The sequence below is a fragment of the Gandjariella thermophila genome (assembly GCF_005405885.1).
In the GTDB taxonomy this organism is placed as follows: Bacteria; Actinomycetota; Actinomycetes; order Mycobacteriales; family Pseudonocardiaceae; genus Gandjariella; species Gandjariella thermophila.
Genome location: NZ_BJFL01000009.1, coordinates 154,231 through 173,522, shown reverse-complemented (window position 1 = coordinate 173,522; position 19,292 = coordinate 154,231). Strand labels below are relative to the sequence as shown.

The 19,292-nt window shown below is 72.2% G+C and carries 23 protein-coding genes and 1 pseudogene; 11 read left to right on the top strand and 13 right to left on the bottom strand.

Annotated features, from left to right (window positions below; genetic code table 11):
- The coding region (locus tag FFT21_RS30685; RefSeq protein ID WP_371856776.1) for a glycoside hydrolase family 15 protein at positions 1-156 on the top strand (156 nt) is incomplete at its 5' end.
- On the opposite strand, the gene radA is transcribed toward FFT21_RS30685, so the two are convergent.
- Both radA and FFT21_RS12135 read right to left on the bottom strand, forming a co-directional pair.
- Positions 98-1,582 (bottom strand): DNA repair protein RadA, encoded by a 1,485-nt coding sequence (gene radA / locus FFT21_RS12140; protein WP_225978332.1) that lies wholly within the window; start codon positions 1,580-1,582, stop codon positions 98-100. The genes FFT21_RS30685 and radA overlap by 59 nt on opposite strands.
- Positions 1,583-1,624: 42 nt before the next feature.
- On the bottom strand, positions 1,625-2,290 hold the full coding sequence (locus tag FFT21_RS12135) for a copper chaperone PCu(A)C domain-containing protein (RefSeq protein WP_225978331.1): 666 nt from the start codon (positions 2,288-2,290) through the stop codon (positions 1,625-1,627).
- 464 nt (positions 2,291-2,754) lie between these two features.
- Between FFT21_RS12135 and FFT21_RS12130 the strand changes: the two genes are divergently transcribed.
- The 8 genes from FFT21_RS12130 (at position 2,755) to FFT21_RS12095 (ending at position 9,516) form a co-directional block, all read left to right on the top strand.
- Entirely contained in the window at positions 2,755-3,243 is a 489-nt protein-coding gene (locus tag FFT21_RS12130) for a CarD family transcriptional regulator (protein WP_137813911.1), read from the top strand.
- A 35-nt stretch (positions 3,244-3,278) separates the two neighbouring features.
- Complete coding sequence (locus FFT21_RS12125; protein WP_137813944.1) at positions 3,279-3,962, top strand: 2-C-methyl-D-erythritol 4-phosphate cytidylyltransferase; 684 nt, start codon at positions 3,279-3,281, stop codon at positions 3,960-3,962.
- Positions 3,959-4,426: a 2-C-methyl-D-erythritol 2,4-cyclodiphosphate synthase gene (gene ispF, locus FFT21_RS12120; protein ID WP_137813910.1), complete on the top strand. Its 468-nt coding sequence runs from the start codon at positions 3,959-3,961 to the stop codon at positions 4,424-4,426. The genes FFT21_RS12125 and ispF overlap by 4 nt, the downstream gene beginning before the upstream one ends.
- Positions 4,427-4,464: 38 nt before the next feature.
- On the top strand, positions 4,465-4,860 hold the full coding sequence (locus tag FFT21_RS12115) for a PPOX class F420-dependent oxidoreductase (RefSeq protein ID WP_137813909.1): 396 nt from the start codon (positions 4,465-4,467) through the stop codon (positions 4,858-4,860).
- A gap of 56 nt (positions 4,861-4,916) precedes the next feature.
- Complete coding sequence (locus tag FFT21_RS12110) at positions 4,917-5,591, top strand: HAD family hydrolase (RefSeq protein ID WP_137813908.1); 675 nt, start codon at positions 4,917-4,919, stop codon at positions 5,589-5,591.
- 45 nt (positions 5,592-5,636) lie between these two features.
- A complete protein-coding gene (cysS, locus tag FFT21_RS12105) occupies positions 5,637-7,028 on the top strand; it encodes a cysteine--tRNA ligase (RefSeq protein WP_137813907.1) in 1,392 nt (463 codons plus the stop codon).
- A gap of 11 nt (positions 7,029-7,039) precedes the next feature.
- A complete protein-coding gene (rlmB, locus tag FFT21_RS12100) occupies positions 7,040-7,996 on the top strand; it encodes a 23S rRNA (guanosine(2251)-2'-O)-methyltransferase RlmB (protein ID WP_137813906.1) in 957 nt (318 codons plus the stop codon).
- A gap of 86 nt (positions 7,997-8,082) precedes the next feature.
- Entirely contained in the window at positions 8,083-9,516 is a 1,434-nt protein-coding gene (locus tag FFT21_RS12095) for an MBOAT family O-acyltransferase (protein WP_137813905.1), read from the top strand.
- Positions 9,517-9,616: 100 nt separating this feature from the next.
- Here FFT21_RS12095 and FFT21_RS12090 read toward each other — a convergent pair whose 3' ends face one another.
- The 3 genes from FFT21_RS12090 to greA all read right to left on the bottom strand — a co-directional run bounded on the left by FFT21_RS12090 (position 9,617) and on the right by greA (position 11,214).
- A complete protein-coding gene (locus FFT21_RS12090; RefSeq protein WP_137813904.1) occupies positions 9,617-9,910 on the bottom strand; it encodes a type II toxin-antitoxin system RelE family toxin in 294 nt (97 codons plus the stop codon).
- Entirely contained in the window at positions 9,911-10,156 is a 246-nt protein-coding gene (locus FFT21_RS12085; protein ID WP_137813903.1) for a type II toxin-antitoxin system prevent-host-death family antitoxin, read from the bottom strand. It lies immediately after the preceding gene.
- Between the two features lie 569 nt (positions 10,157-10,725).
- Positions 10,726-11,214, bottom strand: coding sequence for a transcription elongation factor GreA (greA, locus tag FFT21_RS12080; RefSeq protein WP_192909497.1), 489 nt, complete (start codon positions 11,212-11,214; stop codon positions 10,726-10,728).
- 540 nt (positions 11,215-11,754) lie between these two features.
- Here greA and FFT21_RS12075 point away from each other — a divergent pair.
- Complete coding sequence (locus tag FFT21_RS12075; protein WP_137813901.1) at positions 11,755-12,153, top strand: hypothetical protein; 399 nt, start codon at positions 11,755-11,757, stop codon at positions 12,151-12,153.
- Positions 12,154-12,247: 94 nt separating this feature from the next.
- Here the strand turns inward: FFT21_RS12075 and FFT21_RS12070 are convergent, their stop codons facing one another.
- From FFT21_RS12070 to FFT21_RS12045, 6 genes are all read right to left on the bottom strand, one after another.
- Entirely contained in the window at positions 12,248-12,811 is a 564-nt protein-coding gene (locus tag FFT21_RS12070) for a flavoprotein (RefSeq protein ID WP_137813900.1), read from the bottom strand.
- 70 nt (positions 12,812-12,881) lie between these two features.
- The gene (locus FFT21_RS12065) at positions 12,882-13,361 is read right to left on the bottom strand and encodes a GNAT family N-acetyltransferase (RefSeq protein WP_225978330.1); all 480 of its coding nucleotides are present in this window, start codon (positions 13,359-13,361) and stop codon (positions 12,882-12,884) included.
- Positions 13,362-13,416: 55 nt separating this feature from the next.
- A complete protein-coding gene (locus FFT21_RS12060; RefSeq protein ID WP_137813899.1) occupies positions 13,417-13,626 on the bottom strand; it encodes a hypothetical protein in 210 nt (69 codons plus the stop codon).
- 123 nt (positions 13,627-13,749) lie between these two features.
- Complete coding sequence (locus tag FFT21_RS12055; RefSeq protein WP_137813898.1) at positions 13,750-14,241, bottom strand: DUF5990 family protein; 492 nt, start codon at positions 14,239-14,241, stop codon at positions 13,750-13,752.
- 93 nt (positions 14,242-14,334) lie between these two features.
- Positions 14,335-15,003, bottom strand: a complete 669-nt coding sequence (locus tag FFT21_RS12050) for a lysophospholipid acyltransferase family protein (protein WP_137813897.1) — start codon at positions 15,001-15,003, stop codon at positions 14,335-14,337.
- Between the two features lie 97 nt (positions 15,004-15,100).
- On the bottom strand, positions 15,101-15,517 hold the full coding sequence (locus FFT21_RS12045) for a TIGR03668 family PPOX class F420-dependent oxidoreductase (RefSeq protein ID WP_137813896.1): 417 nt from the start codon (positions 15,515-15,517) through the stop codon (positions 15,101-15,103).
- A gap of 71 nt (positions 15,518-15,588) precedes the next feature.
- Here FFT21_RS12045 and FFT21_RS12040 point away from each other — a divergent pair, with 71 nt between their 5' ends.
- The gene (locus tag FFT21_RS12040; protein ID WP_225978329.1) at positions 15,589-16,908 is read left to right on the top strand and encodes an alginate O-acetyltransferase AlgX-related protein; all 1,320 of its coding nucleotides are present in this window, start codon (positions 15,589-15,591) and stop codon (positions 16,906-16,908) included.
- A gap of 6 nt (positions 16,909-16,914) precedes the next feature.
- Here the strand turns inward: FFT21_RS12040 and FFT21_RS12035 are convergent.
- A pseudogene (locus FFT21_RS12035) lies at positions 16,915-17,652 on the bottom strand (metal ABC transporter ATP-binding protein); the annotation flags it as partial.
- A 278-nt stretch (positions 17,653-17,930) separates the two neighbouring features.
- Positions 17,931-19,034, bottom strand: coding sequence for an ABC transporter ATP-binding protein (locus FFT21_RS12030; protein WP_137813894.1), 1,104 nt, complete (start codon positions 19,032-19,034; stop codon positions 17,931-17,933).
- Positions 19,035-19,292 lie beyond the last annotated feature (258 nt).

Sequence of the window (19,292 nt, the reverse complement as noted above, 5' to 3'; positions counted from 1 at the left end):
AACACCGCCGGCCCCACCGGCCTGCTGCCCGAGGAATACGACCCCCTGGCCGAACGCTCCCTGGGCAACCACCCCCAGGCCTACTCCCACCTCGGCCTCATCCGCTGCGCCCAACTCCTGGACGCGGACGCGCGGAAGCACCCCCGGCCAGCCTGAGCCGGCGCGGCCCGGACGCCCCCCTGCGCGATGATCGTGGCGGCCAGGGCGCGTCCCGCTGCCCCGTGAGCACGTCCAGCGCGGACCGGACGTCCGGCACCACGATCCCGCGCACCTCGGGCGGCAGCACGCCCGCGTCCGGCGGGACCAGGGCGCGGGTGAATCCCAGCCGGGCCGCCTCGGCCAACCGCCGCTCGATGCCGGTGACCCGGCGGACCTCGCCGGCCAGGCCGACCTCGCCCACCGCGACGATGTCGGACGGCACCGGCATGTCCCGCGCGGCCGAGGCGACCGCGAGCGCCAGCGCCAGGTCCGCGGCGGGCTCCATCACGCGCATACCGCCCACCGTCGCGGTGAACACGTCCTTCTCCGCCAGGCTCACCCGGGCGCGCCGCTCCAGCACCGCGAGCACCATGGCCACCCGGGCGGCGTCCAGCCCACTCACCGCCCGGCGCGGCACGGCCAGCGCGGACCGGGCCACCAGCGCCTGCACCTCGCCCAGCAGCGGCCGCTTGCCCTCCACGACCACGGTCACCGCGGTGCCCGGGACCGCCGCCTCGCGCCGGTTGAGGAACAACCCGGACGGGTCCGGCACGCCGGCGATGCCGTCATCGCGGAGTTCGAAGCAGCCGACCTCGTCGGCCGGGCCGAACCGGTTCTTCACCCCGCGCACCAGGCGCAGCGTGGAGTGCCGGTCGCCCTCGAAGTTGAGCACCACGTCTACCAGGTGCTCCAGCAGCCGCGGCCCGGCCACCGCGCCGTCCTTGGTCACGTGACCGACGAGGACCACCGGCAGGCCACGCTCCTTGGCCAGCGCGACCAGGGCGGTGGTCACCGCGCGCACCTGGGTGACTCCACCGGGTGTGCCTTCGGCGTCCGCGGACTGCACGGTCTGCACCGAGTCCACGATCAGCAGGTCCGGCTTGACCGCGTCCACGTGACCGAGCACCGAGGCCAGGTCGCCGTCGGCGGCGAGGTACATCTGCTCGTGCACGTTGCCGGTGCGCTCGGCGCGCAGCCGGACCTGGCCGGCGGACTCCTCACCCGTGACGTACAGCGTCGGCCCGCCACCCGCGGCCCAGCGGTAGGCGACCTCCAGCAGCAGGGTGGACTTGCCCACCCCCGGCTCGCCGGCCAGTAACACCACCGCGCCGGGCACCAGGCCGCCGCCGAGCACCCGGTCCAGCTCGCCGACCCCGGTCGGCCGGGCCCGCGCGGCCTCGATGTCGACCTGGTCGATCGGCCGGGCCGGCGACCTGGGCACGCCGACCGTCGTCCTGGCCAGCGCCGGCCGGGACGCCGCGGCGGCCTCGACGACCGTGCCCCAGGACTGGCACTCCGGGCAGCGGCCGACCCACTTGGCCACCTCGAAGCCGCACTCCGTGCAGCGATGGGCCGGGCGGCTGGTGCGTGCGTTCTTCCCCACGCGCGCCACGTTAGGCCCCACCACCGACAGGAGCGGCGGAACTCACGAGCGCGGCGTCTGCGGCGCTCCGATCGGCACGTCCAGGGTCACCTGGCCGGAGTTGGCGAACACGAAGGTGACCGGGATGGTCTCCCCCGGGCGCACGTCCCTGGTCAGGTTGACCAGCGTGATGGTGATCCGACCCACCGGCAGGGCCGCGGCCGACCCGGCGCCGCCCGGCGCGCTCGTGCTGCTCGGGGCGCCAGCCGACGACGAAGCGGGGGCGCTGGTCGACGTGGCGGTGGCGGCCGAGGTGGGCGTCGCCGGGGCCGAGGCGGACGTGCCGCCCTCCGCGCTCGGGCCCACCGCGGTGAGCGCGAACGCCGCCGGCAGCACCGTCGAACCCTGCAGGTTGACCGAGGACGCCGCCGGGCTGCTCACCGAGACCAGCCGGTCCCCCGACGAGCCGTCGTTGACGATGGTGGTGACCAGCGCGGCGTCCGACCCCTTCGGGTAGTACCGGGCGGCGCTCGGCGGGAAGACCAGTTGGGCGTCGCGCACCCCGATCCGGCCGGCCTGCCCGCTCACCCCGTTGACCGCCGCCACCTGCGTGTCGGTCTGGGTGATCTGGCCAGCACCGCAACCGGCGAGGGCGAGAACGAGGCCGAATCCCAGCGCCGCCGGGACCAGACGCCGTCGCGCGGTCGTGTTCTGCTGTGCGCGGCTCACGGCTGCTCCTTCGCGAGTTTGCGCGCCGCCGCGATCGCGTCGCCGGGGGCTCCGCCCCGCCGCCCCGATCGCGGGGCCTGCCGGTCCAGGCGCGCCGGGGGGTCGCCTTGGCTGCCGCGGCTTGCCACAGGGCTGCTCACGCGTGCGGGGTCCTTCCTGGAGTACCAGCGACCCGACGTGTCGGGTCGAAGCCCATCGATCCCGAAGCCTAACCGGGTGACCTGGGCCACTTGCGACCCGGTACGGGCCACGCGGGACAATGGAGGTCCAGAGTGGATCACCCGGCACCGGCGACACCGGTTCCCATGATCCACTTGGCGCACGTGGAGGTGGCCTCTTGCACGCCAGGCAGCGGTTTGTCAACCCCTCACGCACGGGCTGACCTGCGAGGACAGATCGTTAGCTTGCCGAAGAGACGTTGCCGGGCGTGCTAGGATGGGAGCAGCGAAAGGGGCAGAGGACACATGGTTTTTAAGGTCGGAGAGACCGTCGTCTACCCGCACCACGGTGCCGCTCTCATCGAAGCTATCGAGACCCGCGTGATCAAGGGCGAGGAGAAGCAGTACCTCGTCCTGAAAGTTGCGCAGGGCGACCTCACCGTTCGCGTTCCCGCAGACAACGCCGAGATCGTCGGCGTGCGGGACGTGGTCGGCCAGGAGGGGCTCAACCGGGTCTTCGAGGTTTTGCGCGCTCCGCACACGGAGGAGCCGACCAACTGGTCTCGGCGGTACAAGGCGAACCTCGAGAAGCTCGCCTCGGGCGACGTGAACAAGGTGGCCGAGGTGGTTCGGGACCTTTGGCGGCGCGAGAAGGATCGCGGCCTGTCGGCCGGTGAGAAGCGGATGCTGGCGAAGGCCAGGCAGATCCTGGTCAGCGAGCTGGCACTGGCCGAGGGAACAGACGAGGACAAGGCCGAGGTCCTCCTGGACGAGGTCCTGGCGACCGCCTCCTGACCGGCCCCACCGGGAGTACTGGCGCCCAGATGAGCGTGCAGGTCGTCGCGCTCGTACCTGTCGCGGGCCGCGGAGACCGGCCGGGCACCGATGTTCCCGGGGCACTGGTTTCGGTGGGTGGAGCGCCGCTGCTGGTTCACGCGGTGAACGGGCTGCTGGAGTCCGGCCGGGTGCACCAGGTGGTGGCGGCCGCCGCACCGTCCGATGTGGATACCGTGACCGCCGCGCTGGCTTCGGCCGGCGCGGCGGTTCGCGTCGTGACCGGGGGACCCGGCGAGTCGCTGCGGGCCGCACTCGCCTCGGCGCCCGAGGCGGGTGTCGCCCTGGTGCACGACGCCACCCGCGCGTTCACCCCACCCGAACTGGTCGGCACCGTGGTGGACGCGGTGCTGGCCGGCGGACGGGTGGTGATCCCTGTCCTGCCGGTCACCGACACTGTCAAGCGGGTCGACCCGGACGGCCGGGTGCTGGCCACCCCCGACCGGGCGGGCCTGCGCACCGTGCAGACCCCGCAGGGGTTCGCCGTGGACGTGCTGCGCGCCGCCCCCGACCTGGCCGACCTGGTCGGCGCCGCCGGGGGCGCGGCGCTGGCCGACCGGCTCGATGAGAAGATCGTGACCGTGCCCGGCCACCCCTACGCGATGCGCATCGCCACCCCGTTCGACCTGGCCGTGGCCGAGGCGCTGCTGTCCGGCCCGGACCGGAGCACGTCCGGATGAGGGTCGGCGTCGGCACCGACGTGCACCCGATCGAGCCGGGCCGGGAGTGCTGGATCGCCGGGCTGCGCTGGGATGGCGTGGACGGCTGCGCCGGGCACTCCGACGGTGACGTGGCCGCGCACGCGCTGTGTGACGCGATGCTGTCCGCCGCCGGCCTCGGCGACCTCGGCGCGGTGTTCGGCACCGGGGATCCCCGCTGGTCCGGGGCGCACGGCGTGGACCTGCTCGCCGAGGTGCGGCGCAGGGTATCCGGGGCCGGCTACCGGCTGGGCAACGCGGCGGTTCAGGTGATCGGCAACGCCCCGCGCATCGGCAGGCGGCGGGACGAGGCGCAGCGGGTGCTCTCCGACGCCGCGGGCGGCCCGGTCGCGGTGTCCGGCACCACCACGGACGGGCTCGGGCTGACCGGTCGGGGCGAGGGTGTCGCCGCGCTGGCCACCGCGCTCCTGCTGCCGGCCGAGTGATCTGGCGAGTCCGATCCACCGCCCCTACCCTCGATCACATGGCCGCGCTTCCGCAGTCCGCCCGTGACCTGATCGACGGCACGAACTTCGCCACCCTCGCCACGCTGAACGCCGACGGCAGCCCGCACACCGTCGTGGTGTGGGTCACCCGGGATGGGGACGACCTGCTGTTCTCCACCACGGTGGGCCGGCGCAAGGAGCGCAACCTGCGCCGCGACCCCCGGGCCAGCGTGAGCGTCTTCGACCGGGAGAACCCCTACCGGTACGTCGAGGTGCGCGGCCGGGTGGCCATCTCCGAGGAGGGCGGGAAGGACCTGATCCACCGGCTCTCACACAAGTACACCGGCCAGGACTACGGCGCCGACGCACCGGACGACGTGCGGGTGGTGCTCCGGCTCACCCCGGAGCGGGTCACCGGCATGAACCTGGGCTGAGGAGCCGGGTCACAGTCGGCTGGCCGGCCCGGTCCAGACCACGCTAGCGTGCGGCCGTGGCCGTTCGCGGGGTGCTCTTCGACTATTCCGGCACGCTGTTCCGACTCGAGAACTTCTCCGCGGCCCTGGACGATCTGGCCGACCTGCGCACCGAGGAACGCGTGGCGTTGCTGCGCCGGCTGACCGCCCCGGTCGGACCGTCGGCGTACCTGCCGCCCGAGCGGCAGGCGGACTGGGCCCGCCGCGACCTCGACCCGGCCCTGCACCGGGCGATCCACATCGAACTGCTGGAAGGCACCGGACTGCGTGGCCCCGGCGTGGCCGAGCGGTTCTACGAGCGGCTGATCGATCCCAGCTACTGGACGCCGTATCCGGACACGAAGGCCGCGCTGCGGGACCTCGCCGACGCCGGCATCCCGGTCGGCGTGGTCAGCAACATCGCCTGGGACATCCGCGAGGTGTTTCGCCGGCACGGCCTGCACGACCTGGTCACCGGCTGGGTGCTGTCCTACGAGGAGGGCCGGATCAAGCCCGATCCGGAGCTGTTCCGGATCGCCTGCCGGCGGATCGGCGTGCCACCGGAGGACGTGCTGATGATCGGGGACAGCGAGGAGGCGGACGGCGGAGCCGGCGCGCTGGGCAGCCGGGTGGCCATCGTCGAGCCGCTGCCCACGGCGGAGCGCCCGGACGCGCTGCTGACCGCGCTCCGCCCGCACCTGGCGCTCGCTTAGCCGGTCCACGTCACGGCGTCAAGTGTTTCCCCGTACCATCGCGTCGTGAGCCTCCACCTGTATGACACCGCGACCCGGAGCATGCGGGAGTTCCACCCGCTGCGGAACGGAACGGCGTCCATCTACGTGTGTGGGGCCACCGTCCAGGGTGTGCCGCACATCGGCCACGTGCGCAGCGGGCTGAACTTCGACGTGCTGCGCCGCTGGCTCGCGTACACCGGCCACGACGTCACCCTGATCCGCAACGTCACCGACATCGACGACAAGATCCTCGCCAAGGCCGAGGCTGCCGGCCGGCCGTGGTGGGAGTGGGCCGCCACGCACGAGCGGGCGTTCGAGAGCGCCTACGAGGCGCTGGGCTGCCTGCCGCCGTCGGTCACGCCGCGGGCCACCGGCCACGTCACCCAGATGATCGACCTGATCCAGCGGCTGATCGACCGCGGCCATGCCTATGCCGCGGCCGGCGACGTGTACTTCTCGGTGCGCTCGTTCCCGGCGTACGGCCGGCTGTCCGGGCAGCGGATCGAGGACGTGCAGCAGGGCGAGTCGGCCGCGGCGGGCAAGCGGGACCCGCACGACTTCACCCTATGGAAGGGCGCCAAGCCCGGCGAGCCGTCCTGGCCCACACCATGGGGCCCGGGTCGGCCCGGCTGGCACCTGGAGTGCTCGGCGATGGCGACCTACTACCTGGGCTCGGAGTTCGACATCCACGGCGGCGGGATCGATCTGATCTTTCCGCACCACGAGAACGAGTTGGCCCAGTCGGCCGCGGCCGGGGACGGCTTCGCCCGCTACTGGATGCACAACGCCTGGGTCACCATGAGCGGCGAGAAGATGTCCAAGTCGCTGGGCAACGTGGTGTCCATCCCGCAGATGGTGGAGCGGGTGCGCGCGGCGGAACTGCGCTACTACCTGGTCTCCCCGCACTACCGGTCGACCATCGAGTACTCCGAGCCGGCGCTGCAGGAGGCGGTGGCCGCGTACCGGCGGATCGAGTCGTTCCTGCGCCGCGTGACGCAGCGCACCGGGCACGTCGAGCCGGGAACGCTGTGCGCGGACTTCACCAGCGCCATGGACGACGACCTGGCGGTGCCCGCCGCGCTGGCCGCGGTGCACACCGTGGTCCGGGACGGCAACGCCGCGCTGGACGGCGGGGACGACGGCACGGCGCGGTCCGCGGCGGCCGCGGTTCGCGCGATGACCGGCGTGCTGGGCCTGGACCCGCTGTCCGAGCAGTGGGCCGATTCGTCCACTGTGGATGAGGGACCGCGGGCCGCGCTGACCGCGCTGGTCGAGCACATCCTCGAGGAGCGGCAGCGGGCTCGCGCCGAGAAGGACTTCGCCACCGCGGACGCACTGCGCGCCCGGCTGCTGGCCGCCGGCATCGCCGTCGAGGACACCCCCGATGGTCCGTTGTGGACACTGAAGGACGCGTGAGGGCGTAAACCGTGCCAGGGAACTCCAAGCGCCGGGGCGCGACGCGCAAGCCCGGCACGAAGAAGGGTGCCGTCGTCGGCTCCGGAGGCCAGAAGCCGAAGGGGCTGAAGGGCAAGGGGCCGACGCCGAAGGCGGAGAACCGGCCGGGCCACCCGGCGCAGCGCCGGGCGGCGGCCGCGGCGGCCCGCGCCGAGCGGCGCAGGCCCGCCGGCGAGACGCCCGAGTTGGTGGCCGGCCGCAATCCGGTGGTCGAGTGCCTCCGCGCCGGGGTGCCGGCGACCGCGCTGTACGTCGCGCTCGGAATCGACATCGACGACCGGGTGGAGGAGTCGGTGCGCCGGGCCGGCGACCGGGGCGTGTCCGTGCTCGAGGTGCAGCGTGGCGAGCTGGACCGGATCACCGGCGGCGCGGTGCACCAGGGCCTCGCGCTGCAGGTGCCGCCGTACTCCTACGCGCACCCGGACGACCTGCTGCGCGAGGCCGAGGAGTCCGGTGAGCCGCCGCTGCTGGTCGCCCTGGACGGGGTGACCGACCCGCGCAACCTGGGTGCCGTGGTGCGTTCCGCGGCCGCGTTCGGCGCACACGGCGTCGTCGTGCCGCAGCGGCGCAGCGCCGGCATCACCGCGGTGGCCTGGCGGACCAGCGCCGGCACCGCGGCCAAGCTGCCGGTCGCCATGGCCACCAACCTCACCCGCACGCTGCGCGACTGGGCCGGGCACGGCCTGATGATCGTCGGCCTGGACGCGGACGCTTCGATGAGCCTGGACGAGCTGAACCTGGCCACCGGGCCGCTGGTGGTGGTCATCGGCTCGGAGGGCCGGGGACTGTCCCGGCTGGTGCGGGAGACCTGCGACGCCACGGTGTCCATCCCGATGGCGCCGTGGGTGGAGTCGCTGAACGCGTCGGTGGCCGGCGGCGTGGTCCTGGCCGAGGTGGCCCGGCGCCGCCGCGTCGCCGGCCGCGTGTGACCTGCGCCGGCATTGCCGGATCGGCCCCGCCCCTGGCGGGGCTCGGCTAGGGTCTCTGTTCGATCAAACCGACCCGAGGCCCGAGGATGTCGTTCGCCAGCCCGCTGTTCCTGTGGTACTTCATGCCGGCCGTGCTGCTGGCCGTGCTGGCGGCTCCGCGCGGCTGGCGCAACGGCGTGATCGCCGTGGGCAGCCTGGTGTTCTACACCTGCGGCGCCGGGGCGACCACGTTGCTGCTGCTGTCCTGCATGGTGGTCAACTACCTGGCCGGGCCGATGCTGGAACCGGACGAGTGGGAACTGTCCCGGACCCGGCGCAGGACGCTGCTCGGCTGCGTGATCGGCTTCGACATCGCGGCCCTGGTGGTGTGGAAGTACGCCGGCTTCGCCACCCAGCAGTTCGCCAGCCTGGCGAAGCTGTTCGGCGCCGACTTACCCGTGGTGCATCTGGCGCTGCCGATCGGCATCTCGTTCTACACGTTCCACCACATCTCCTACGTGGTGGACATCTACCGCGGTGAGCGGCCGGCGCTGCGCAACCCGGTCTCGTTCGTCACCTACATCGCGATGTTCCCGCAGCTCGTGGCCGGGCCGATCGTGCGGTACCGGGAGATCGCCGACCAGCTTCCCCAGCAGCGCCGGCACCGGCTGGACGACCTAGCCTCCGGCTTTCCCCGGTTCGCCCTGGGGCTCTCCAAGAAGGTCATCATCGCCGACTCGCTCGGCCCGATGGTGGACGCCTGCTTCGCCACCCCGGCCCACGATATGACGTTCTCGGTGGCCTGGCTCGGCGCCATCGGCTACACGCTGCAGCTCTACTTCGATTTCTCCGGTTACTCCGACATGGCCATCGGCCTGGGCCGGATGCTCGGCTTCCGGCTGCCGGAGAATTTCGCCCGGCCGTACTCGTCGGTGACCATCACCGAGTTCTGGCGGCGCTGGCACATGTCGCTGTCCCGGTGGTTCCGCGACTACGTCTACATCCCGCTCGGCGGCAACCGGCACGGGGTTGCGAAGACGTACCGCAACCTGTGCATCGTGTTCGCGCTCACCGGCTTCTGGCACGGCGCGAACTGGACCTTCCTGGTCTGGGGGCTCTACCACGGCTCCCTGCTGATCGTGGAGCGCGGCTTCCGCTGGGAGTCGGCCCCTGCCTCGCTGCCGGCCCGGATCGGCCGCCGGGCGGCGACCATGCTGCTGGTGATCTTCGGCTGGGTGTTCTTCCGCGCCCCCGACCTGGGCAAGGCGCTCACCATGCTCGGCCACATGCTGGTGCCCGACCCGCACGGCCTCACCGACGTGGTCGCTGCCGCGCTGACCAACCAGCGCACCGTCATCCTGCTGCTCGCCCTGGTGATCGTGCTGGTCCCGGCGACCCCGGTGACCGGCCCCTACCTGGAGTCCACCCGCAGCCGCCCGGCTGCCGCGCTGCGGGTCGCCGTCATGACCCTCGGCCTGGCCTACGCCACCATCCTGGTCGCCACCGGCACCTTCAGCCCGTTCCTGTACTACCAGTTCTAAGCCGCACTCTCTCTGACCTGGCACCTTCCGCGTTTCGGCGGTCTGGGCCGTCCGGGGCCGGCGCCGCGTTCGACCGGGCCAGCCTCCGGTCGATCATGGGTCAGCGCCGGCCGAGGTAGCGGCGTAGTACCTCGTACACGTCGTCGCGGGTGCTGATCGTGAGGACCAGGACGATCAGTTTGTCATCCTTGACCTGGTAAGAGATGCGGTAGCCGCGCACCCAGACCCGCCAGACTCCGCTGTAGCCCTTCAGGGCGGTGCAGCCGGACGGGCGAGGCTCGCTGGCCAGCGCCTCGATCGTGTCCTCGATCGCCTCGGCGTCACTGGGTTGCTGCTTGCTCAGCCTGTCGAGGAACTTCTCGGCTGGCCGAGTGATCTCGATCGCGTACGACACTCAGGAAGTCTGTCGACGCGTCCGGCGCACGAAGGGCACGCTCTCCTCGGTGCCGGCCGCCAGCTTGGCGAGCACCTCTGCCACCGCATCGCGGTCCAGCAGGTCTTCGATCTGCTCCACCAGTTCGGCAACCGCGGCCGGCACCACAGCCGCGGCGCGGTGACCGTGCTTGAGCAGGTACGTCGTCTCGCCGTTGAACTCGGCGCGCGACGTCACCGGGCCCAACTCGGCCCGTGCCTGACTCACCGGCATCTCCACAGACATGTACATAATGTACATCGCGCGGCGTCCGGGGGCGAGTTCTCGAGCCATGTCTCGGCGGTCAACCCGAGGCTGTCCGCACAAGCCGGAGGGGCATAAGTCACGCCCCTCCGGCATCTGATCGCCTACGGTGCGATCGACTGACGGGCGCCCGTGTTCTCCGGATGGCGTGGCCGCCCCGACGCCGGACTACCGCCACCCGAGCGGACACGCATCAGCGGCAGCGGTAGGTGTCCCACGACACCCAGCGGTGACCCCGCCGGCTCCACACGCGGTGGTGGAAACGGCGACACCGGCGCCGGGCTTCCGGCTCATCCAGCAGTGGGAGGAAGCCGGTGAACATCTCGATCATGGCTCCTCACAGACCTTCCATGACTCCTTGACGCGTCAAGCGCCTACCTGGAACGCAACACCCGGGCCTGACCAGCGGCAATGCACCCATCGGCATGGAAGAAAGGGACCTAAGTCCCACGGTCGCCGCCCGCCACCTCCGACCACCGGACTTCGCCGGCCGGCGGCACCGCGTCAGGGCGCGCCACCGGAGCCGCTTCCCGTCAGCCGGTGTAGGGCTCGACCTTGAGCAGGGTGACCGCCATTCGACCCCCGCTGGGCAACTCGTACTCCCGGGTCTCGCCTTCGGTGGCTCCGAGTAGGGCATGACCCAACGGCGAGCGAGGCGAGTACACCTCCATCCCCTCCAGCGCCCCCTGCTCCCGGGTGGCCAGCAGGAAGGTCTCCGGCTCCTCCTCGTCGGCGTAACGCACGGTCAGCACCATGCCCGGTTCGGCGACCCCCTCGGCCTGGGGCGCCTCGACGATCCGCGCGTGGCGCAACAGGCCCTGCAGTTGGCGGATCCGGGCTTCCTGCCGGCCCTGTTCCTCGCGGGCCGCGTGATATCCGCTGTTCTCCGCCAGATCGCCCTCCTCGCGGCGGGCATTGATCTCGGCCGCCACGGCAGAACGATTCGCGATCAACTCGTCCAGCTCACGGCGCAGCCGGTCGTGGGCCTCCTGCGTCAACCAGGTCACCTCGGTCTCGCGCACACGACCTCCCCGGGCAGCCGCCGCGCACCACGCATGGTGCGGAATACCCCAGTCTGACCCTGCCCCACCCGCCACGCCACCGCCAACGTCCATTCGCCCTGATCGACTCCGCTCCGGGTGATAACGCCAGCCGGGCGAACGACGACACGCCAAAGGGCGTCGATGCGCCACAGACACGGGCAGCCCGCGCCTCGGCGGCGGTGTCGGCCCGCCCCGGGGTGGAGGTGGACCCAGATGCCACCAACCCCGAGCCTCCCCGGGGAGACGCCGACACCGCACTCAGAGTCGGCGCGGGCTGCCCTGCCGCGTGATCCGTTCCGCCCGTATCCGAAGCGACGCGTCGACAGGGAGGGCGGTTTCCGCAGGTCGCCGGTGTCGACAGCGGCGGTAGGAGCGCGACGGCGCGGCACCATCACCCGATCGAGTCGGTCCCGTGGACGGGCGTGCCGGCCAGAAGAAGGACCCGTCTCCTGCGAACATGTGCAGCACGGCTGAGCACGCTCGGTCACGGTCCCCCACCGTTCTGCGGCTGGAGCAGCATTGATCGCCACATATGAGGACAAGGTCGCGCACATCGAGACCGTGGCCAGGCGCGGTGTCGAGGCGCGGCGGCTGATGGAGGAGGCCGGCCAGCGTCACTGCTCGCGGCGCCGCGCCCGGCAGGTGTTCAACGCCATGGCGGTCCGGAAGAAGAGCGAACGGCCGGGTGCCACGGTGTTGGTGCTCTCGGACACACCCACCGACCGCGAGCGCGTCGGCAGCGCAACGGAGTTCGTGGTAAGCGAGCAGTGGGCGGCGCACGTGCGCAAGGTGTTCATCTCGTCGTACGTCCGCGGCCGGGTCGACACCGGGCACGGCGACGAGGTGACCGGCCGGTCCTCGCAACCCTCGCTCAACGGCGCGCTGTTGCGTTCCCACCCTTCGGAGTCCGGTCCGTAGCACCGCCGGTCGGCCGACCAGGGGCAGACTGTCCAATATAGACACTAATGTCCTTTTCGGACCATTATCCTTTTCGGACAGTTCTTGCCGGGGTTCAGCGTGCCGGCACGGCCGCGTCGATCGCGTCGAGGATCGCCGTCCATGGCGGCTCGCCGGCCGCCTGCCCGTCGCTCGGCTCGGGCGGCGACCACACGCCGTCGCCGGACACGAGGTGCACGCCGGCGTCGCGCAGCGTGGCCAGGTGGCCTTGCCACGCCGGATGCCGGGCGTGCGCCTCGTTCACCCGGGGAGCGACGACCACGGCAACGTCCGCCGTCCCGATCGCCTCGTTGACCTGGGTCAGCGCCTGGTTGTCCGCGATGCCGAGGGCCAGCTTGGCGACGGTGTTCGCGGACGCGGGTGCGACGACGTAGCAGTCGGCCGGCGGATGCGGGCTCAACTCGAGCGGCGACCGCCGGGGCTCCACCCGGGCCACGAAGCCGGTCACCCGCTCGATCTCCGCGAGCAACCCGAGTTCGCGCAGCCACCGGCCGGCGGTGGGGGTGAGCGTCACCGCGACAGTCCAGCCCGCCCGCCGAGCCGGATGGACCAGGCGGGGCAGCAGTTCCTGGACACCGGCCGCCCCGCAGCCCACCACGCCGAGCACCCGCGCACCCATCCGGACACCTCCCAGCACCGTGTCGAGGCGTCTACTCCACCACGCCGGCGCGGGACCGCGGAGCGCGGGCTCATGGCGACGGCAGCAGCAGCCGCATGGCCGGGTCGGCGGTGCGCAGGAACCCGAACTCCTCGTAGATGGCCTCCGCCTGCTTGGTGGCGCGCAGGTCGACGCACCGCACGTCGCGCTCCCGGTACCAGTCCAGCAGCGCCCGCATGCACGCGCGGGCGTAGCCGCGCCCGCGGTGGGCCGGGTCGGTGACCACGTTGAACACGTAACCGAGCCGGCCGCTGGGATTGGCGGGCGAGCCGAGCCGCTGCTCGATCACGCCGAGCGCGCACGCGGCGAGACCCGTGCCGGCCGGCTGGTCCACGGCGAACGCGGCCCAGGAGCCGTCCGTGGCCGCCAGCCGGTGCCGCAGCGTGGCCTCCGCGCCCGGTTGCCAGCCGCCTGACGGCGACCCGGCACCGTGGATCGAGGCGAGCATGATCTCCCGCAGCCTGATCAGTTCCGAGGCGTCCTGCGGGCCACAGCGGCGAACGTCGACCACTCGCGCGAAGGTAGCGGTAAGGGGCCCGGCCGGTCAGCTGGTTTGTCGCCGCCGGTCACCAGGCGAGGCGAAGGCAAGCGGTGAGCGCGCGGAGCCGGCTCTTCCGGCGGATCCGGTCGGTGCGGGCCTGGCACTTGGCGCACTGCCGGTGGCCGGCCGGCAGCCAGCAGTCCTGCCCGCACGGGCCGGCGCAGCGGCGGAACACCAGCCGCACGCGGTGCTTGCGAAGCTCGGCGTAGGGGTCAACGGCGCGGCGCGTCCTCATCCGGTCACCACTCCCCAGCGGTAGTCACCTCACGGGCACCGTCCGCCGGTGCCCGTCCGCGCCCTCTCCCGGTAGACGTACCGGCGCCGACCGGTGTTGCCCGCGGCCGGCGGATCGGCGATGTCAACGGTTGACAGACCAGCCGCTGTCACCCGGTTCCATGCCGGGCCGGCCGGCCGAGGCGAGCCGCCAGTCCAGTTCCGGTTCCCGCGCCGGCGTGGAACGGGGGCCGCCCCGGTCATCGCTGAGCCGCAGCGTCGCCTCCAGCCCCACGCCGCCGACCGCGGCCTGGTCGACGAGGTCCGGGCCCAGTGAGGTCAGGTCCAGGTCGACCTGGTCGAAGGAGTGGAACGCGCCCGCCTCGTCCAGGTCGCCCCAGCACAGCCGGAGGAACCGCCCGCCGGGCTCGCCGTGCACGTAGGGGCCGCTGAAGTCGACGCCGCCGTCGTCGGGCGCCGCGTCGATGGACAACTCGAAGACGGCGGACTGGGCGTCGCCGGGGATGGCGGCGACCACCTCGTTCTCCCGCTGGATGCCGAGATGGACCCGGTGGTGCCCGGCGAACCGCGCGCCGGGCAGGTTGGTCCCGACGATCCGGATGTTCAGCTCCGCCATCTCGTCACCTCACATCGACCGCTGCTCGACGCGTTCGGGGGCGTCACGCATCGGGTCGACCGGGCCCACGGCGGGTAAACCCGGTTGGCGCGCTCAGGCGGCGGCCGGCGGCTTCGCGTAGAGGTCGACGTAGTCCTGGCCGGACAGTTCCAGGATGGCGTACATGATCTCGTCGGTGACCGCGCGCAGCATGGGCAGGTTCTCCCCGATGCCCTCGTAGCGGGAGAACTCCAGCGGCCGGCCGAACCGGATGCTCACCGGCCGGATCCGCGGAATGTGGGTGCCCACCGGCTGCAGCTTGTCCGTGCCGACGATGCCGACCGGGACCACCGGCGCGCGGGAGGTCAACGCCAGCCGTGCCACGCCGACGTGCCCACGGTGCAGCAAGCCGTCCCGGGACCGGGTGCCCTCCGGATAGATGCCGAACGCACCCCCACTGGCCAGCACCCGCAGCGCGGTGTCGAGCGACTGCCTGGCCGCCCGGCCGTTGCCCCGCTCCACCGGCACCGCGCCGATCGCGGTGAAGAACCGGCGCATCAGCCAGCCCTTCGGGCCGCGGCCGGTGAAGTACTCCGCCTTGGCCAGGAACACCACCCGACGCGGCACGACGAGCGGGATCAGCACGCTGTCGATGAACGACAGATGGTTGGCGGCGAGGATCACGGCTCCCCGCGACGGAACGTGCTCCAGGCCTCGCACGTCCGGGCGGTATACCACCCGAACGAAGGATGCGATCAGCCACTTGATCAGTCGGTAGAACACCCAGCCTCCTCGGCAACACCCGATTGTGAGGGTACTGCGCGCGAGCGGCGTCGTCGCCGGTCGGCGACCGAACCCACTCAGGTGGCCGACCCGCCGATCAGGTGGCCGCCCAACCGGTCCAGCACTCCGCATTGATCCGCAACACCGGACCGTGCGGCGGGCGGTCCCGGTACTGGGCGTACTTCGCCACCAGCCAGGCGACCGGTTCCCGCATGTCCGCCGGGTCGTACAGCACCTCCGCGCGCCCGTCCAGCCGGACCCACCACAGCGCGTCCCACTCCTCGCCATACGCGTCGACCAGCAGGGACACCGCCGGGTTGACCTCGGCGTTGCGCACCCGGCGCAGCGGCCGACCGGACTTCGGTTTGTGGTCCACGGCGGTGACCAGCACGTCTCCCCGCACGGCGAAGGTCACCGGCACCAGATGCGGCCGGCCGTGCTCGTCGGCGGTGGCGAGCCGGGCCACCGGGCTGGCGGCGAACCTCCGCCTGGCCTCGTCCGCGTCGAGTCGCATCGGTAACGACGATACGTGCGGATACGCCGAACGGGTCACCCCGGCAGGGGCCGCCGGGATAACGTGATGCCGTGTCGGTGGACGATCGGCCGCGGCGGCATCCCACGTTGCCCGCGGTGCACGAGGCGTGGTTACCCAGGGAGCACGCGCTGCACCGGCCCCGGCACGGGGGGCGCCAACTCGTCGCACTGGTCTGCGCGCTGATCTTCTTCGTCACGCCGGGCTTGTGCTGGGCGCTGGGCGCGCGCCCCACCGAGATCGAGAACCGGCCGATCGCCGCGTTCCCCAGCCCGTCGGCCGGCTGGGGTTTCTTCACCGGGCTCGCCCAGTGGGCCACCGACCATCTGGTGTTCCGCGGCGCGGCGGTACAGGCCGAGGACGGGCTGAGCCGATCCGTTTTCGGCGAGCCGGCGCCGTTCGACCGGGGCGGCAACCAGCAGGGCGGCCCGCTGGCCGGTACCCCCGGGGAGAACGGGCCGAGCCCCTCGGACGCCACCGGCGGTGACCACGCCGGCTTCCCCACCGTGATCCAGGGCAAGGACGGCTGGCTGTACTTCGGCCAGGACGTCGCGTCCAAGTGCCAGCCGGCGCGCCCGCTCGACGCGACCATCCAGACGCTGCAGCGGCTGCGCAGGGCGGTGGAGGACTCGGGCCGGAAGTTCGTCCTGCTGGTGCCGCCGGACAAGACCACGATGGTGCCGCAGTACCTGCCGGACAGCTACGCCGGCAAGGAGTGCGCGCAGCGGGCGAGCGCGGAGTTCTGGCGGCGGATCACCACCGAGGCCGGCGCGGTCGACCTGCGGCCGATGTTGCAGGAGGCCGCCGCCAGGGTGGGCCGCCCGGTCTACTACCCGCAGGACACCCACTGGACCGACGAGGGCGCGATGATGCTCGCCGCCGACCTCGCCGAGCACCTGCAGCCCGGGGTGACACGGACCTGGGCCACGCACCAGCAGCCCCAGGAGTACGCCGCCCCGTCCGACCTGCCCAAGCTGATCGGCCGGTCCGGGACCAATCACGCGCACGTCTACGCGCTCGCCCCGGACGGCCAGCAGGACCGCACCCAGCAGCTCACCTTCCCGTTCGACCACCCCACCGAGACGACCACGGCACCCGGCACCGGCGTGGTGGGCGGCAAGGTCGAACTGCTGCACGACTCCTTCACCTACCCTGCCGCGCGCTACCTGGCCGCGGGATTCGCCGACGTCACCATGGTCACCTACGGCTCGCTGGGGAAGTACCAGGCCGAGGTGGTCAACTCGCTGATCGACAAGCAGGTGATCGCGGTCGAGGTGGTGGAGCGGAACGTGGCCGGCGGGGACGCCGCGCTCCTCGATCCCGGTGTGGTCACCCAGATCGCGCAGGTGCTGGCCCAGCACCCGATGCGCTGATCCCGGTCAGGAGATGCCCTCCGGGTGATGCGGCTGGTCCTCCGGGCCGGCGCCGGGCGCGCCGACCACGACGATCTGGTCACGGACCCGCACCACGTCGACCTGGGTGCGGTACAGCGCGGACAGCGTCTCCGAGGTCATCACCTCCTCCGGCGGCCCGATCCGGAACCGCCCGTCCACCAGGTACAGCACCCGGTCGACCAGCGGCAGCACTGGGTTGATCTCGTGCGTGACGAACAGCACGGCGGTACCCGCTTCCCGCCGCCTGGTGTCGATCAGGTCGCTGACCGTGCGCTGGTGGGCGAGGTCCAGGGAAAGCAACGGCTCGTCGCACAGCAGCACCTCGGGGTCGCCGACCAGCGCCTGGGCCACCCGCAGCCGCTGCTGCTCGCCGCCGGAGAGCCGGCCGACCGGCTGGTTCGCGTACCCGGTGGCGCCGACCGCCTCGAGCGCCTCGGTCACCCGGCGCCGCCGCTCGCGCCGGCCGCACAGGCCCAGCCCCCAGCGGTGCCCGTCCAGGCCGAGGCCGACCAGGTCACGGCCGCGCAGGCGGATCGTCGGGTCGGCGACCCGCTGCTGCGGGATGTAGCCGATCCGCCGGCTTGCCCGGCCGGGTGACGCTCCGGCGATCATGGCCGTGCCGGCGGTGAGCGGCTGCAGGCCGAGCAGTACCCGCAGCAGGCTGGTCTTACCGGAGCCGTTCGGGCCGAGCACGGCCAGGAACTCGCCGGGCCGCACGTCCAGGTCGAGGTCGTACCACAACTCCCGCAGCCCGTAGGCGAGCCGGGCGGAGCGCAGCGACACCGCGGGCCGGCCGGCGGCGGATCGCCGCGGCGCCGGAGCGGCGACCCGATCGGTGGCGGTCATTGAGCGCTCCCGATCATGCAATGGAAACCGTTGTCGATTCCAGCTTAGGGGGCTCCGTGACGGCTCACCACGAACGGGCGGTCCACGGCATACCCGGCCGCCCCCGCACGCGCCACGGCAGGCGGGGGCCAGCTCGGCGGCTCGGCCGCGCCGTGTCAGGCGGCCTGCAGGCGGTCGCCGGTTTCCGGGTGGAACAGGTGCACCTCGTTGGGGTCGCGCACGGTGACCCGGACGGTCTGCCCGAGCGCGGGCGGGGTGCGGCTGTCAACCCGGACGATGAACCGCTCGGGCCGGTCGCCGATCCGGGCGGTGCCGTAGATGTAGGCGTCCGCGCCCAGCTCCTCGACCAGCTCGACGACCAGTTCCATGCCCGACTCGTCCGCGCCGGTCAGGTGCAGCGACTCCGGCCGGACGCCGAAGGTCACCTCGGAGAGCCCCGCCCTGGCCGCCGCGTCCAGCATCTGGCGGGGCAGCGGCACGCTCAGCCCGTCGAGCTGGGCGCCGTCGGCGGCCAACGGCACGGTCTTGAGGTTCATCGCCGGCGAGCCCATGAACCCGGCCACGAACGCGTTCGCCGGCCGCTCGTACAGGTTGCGCGGGGTGTCGCACTGCTGCAGCACGCCGTCCTTGAGCACCGCTACCCGGTGCCCCATGGTCATCGCCTCGACCTGGTCGTGGGTGACGTAGATGGTCGTGGTGCCCAGCCGCTGCTGCAGCGCGGCGATGTTGGCCCGCGTCTCCACCCGCAGCTTGGCGTCCAGGTTGGACAGCGGCTCGTCCATCAGAAACACCGACGGCTCGCGGACGATCGCCCGGCCCATCGCGACGCGCTGGCGCTGGCCGCCGGAGAGCGCCTTGGGCTTGCGGTCGAGATACTTGGTCAGATCGAGCATCGTGGCCGCCTCGGCGACCTTCTCCTTGATCGTCGCCTTCGGCACGCCGCGCAGCTTGAGCGCGAACCCCATGTTCTCCGCCACGGTCATGTGCGGGTACAGCGCATAGGACTGGAACACCATGGCGATGTCCCGCCCCTTCGGGGGGACGTTCGTGACGTCCTTGCCGCCGATGGTCACCGAACCCTCGTCGACGTCCTCCAGCCCCGCGAGCATGCGCAGCGCCGTCGACTTGCCCGACCCCGAAGGGCCTACCAGGACCAGAAACTCCCCGTCGGACACGTCCAACCCGAGCTGGTCCACGGCCCGCACCGGAGGACTGCCCGGGAAGACCCGGGATGCGTTGACGTAGGCGACCTCGGCCATGTGACGTCCCTTTCACTGTGTTGCGTGTCTCGTCACGGTAACCGCCGCAAGCGCTTTCGTCAGCCCTCCGGATGTCATGGTCTGTACCAACCGGGGACCACTGGCGACCGCATGGTCACGCAAAGTCGACGATCCGTTGGTCACCGGGCCCGTCAACCACCAACCCGGCAGGACCAAGAGGTCTAGACCATAGTGCTCCGCGCGCCGCCCGACTGAACAGGGCAGATAATGATGGCGAGGGACGCATATCACGCGGAC

What these genes read in the sequence shown, in the direction of transcription:
- FFT21_RS12070 (WP_137813900.1), bottom strand. Translation starts at nt 12,811, where the DNA reads ATGGGTGCGCGGGTGCTCGGCGTGGTGGGCTGCGGGGCGGCCGGTGTC.
- ispF (WP_137813910.1), top strand. Translation starts at nt 3,959, where the DNA reads ATGAGGGTCGGCGTCGGCACCGACGTGCACCCGATCGAGCCGGGCCGG.
- FFT21_RS12055 (WP_137813898.1), bottom strand. Translation starts at nt 14,241, where the DNA reads ATGGCGGAGCTGAACATCCGGATCGTCGGGACCAACCTGCCCGGCGCG.
- FFT21_RS12045 (WP_137813896.1), bottom strand. Translation starts at nt 15,517, where the DNA reads ATGCGACTCGACGCGGACGAGGCCAGGCGGAGGTTCGCCGCCAGCCCG.
- FFT21_RS12030 (WP_137813894.1), bottom strand. Translation starts at nt 19,034, where the DNA reads ATGGCCGAGGTCGCCTACGTCAACGCATCCCGGGTCTTCCCGGGCAGT.
- FFT21_RS12115 (WP_137813909.1), top strand. Translation starts at nt 4,465, where the DNA reads ATGGCCGCGCTTCCGCAGTCCGCCCGTGACCTGATCGACGGCACGAAC.
- FFT21_RS12130 (WP_137813911.1), top strand. Translation starts at nt 2,755, where the DNA reads ATGGTTTTTAAGGTCGGAGAGACCGTCGTCTACCCGCACCACGGTGCC.
- FFT21_RS12060 (WP_137813899.1), bottom strand. Translation starts at nt 13,626, where the DNA reads ATGAGGACGCGCCGCGCCGTTGACCCCTACGCCGAGCTTCGCAAGCAC.
- FFT21_RS12095 (WP_137813905.1), top strand. Translation starts at nt 8,083, where the DNA reads ATGTCGTTCGCCAGCCCGCTGTTCCTGTGGTACTTCATGCCGGCCGTG.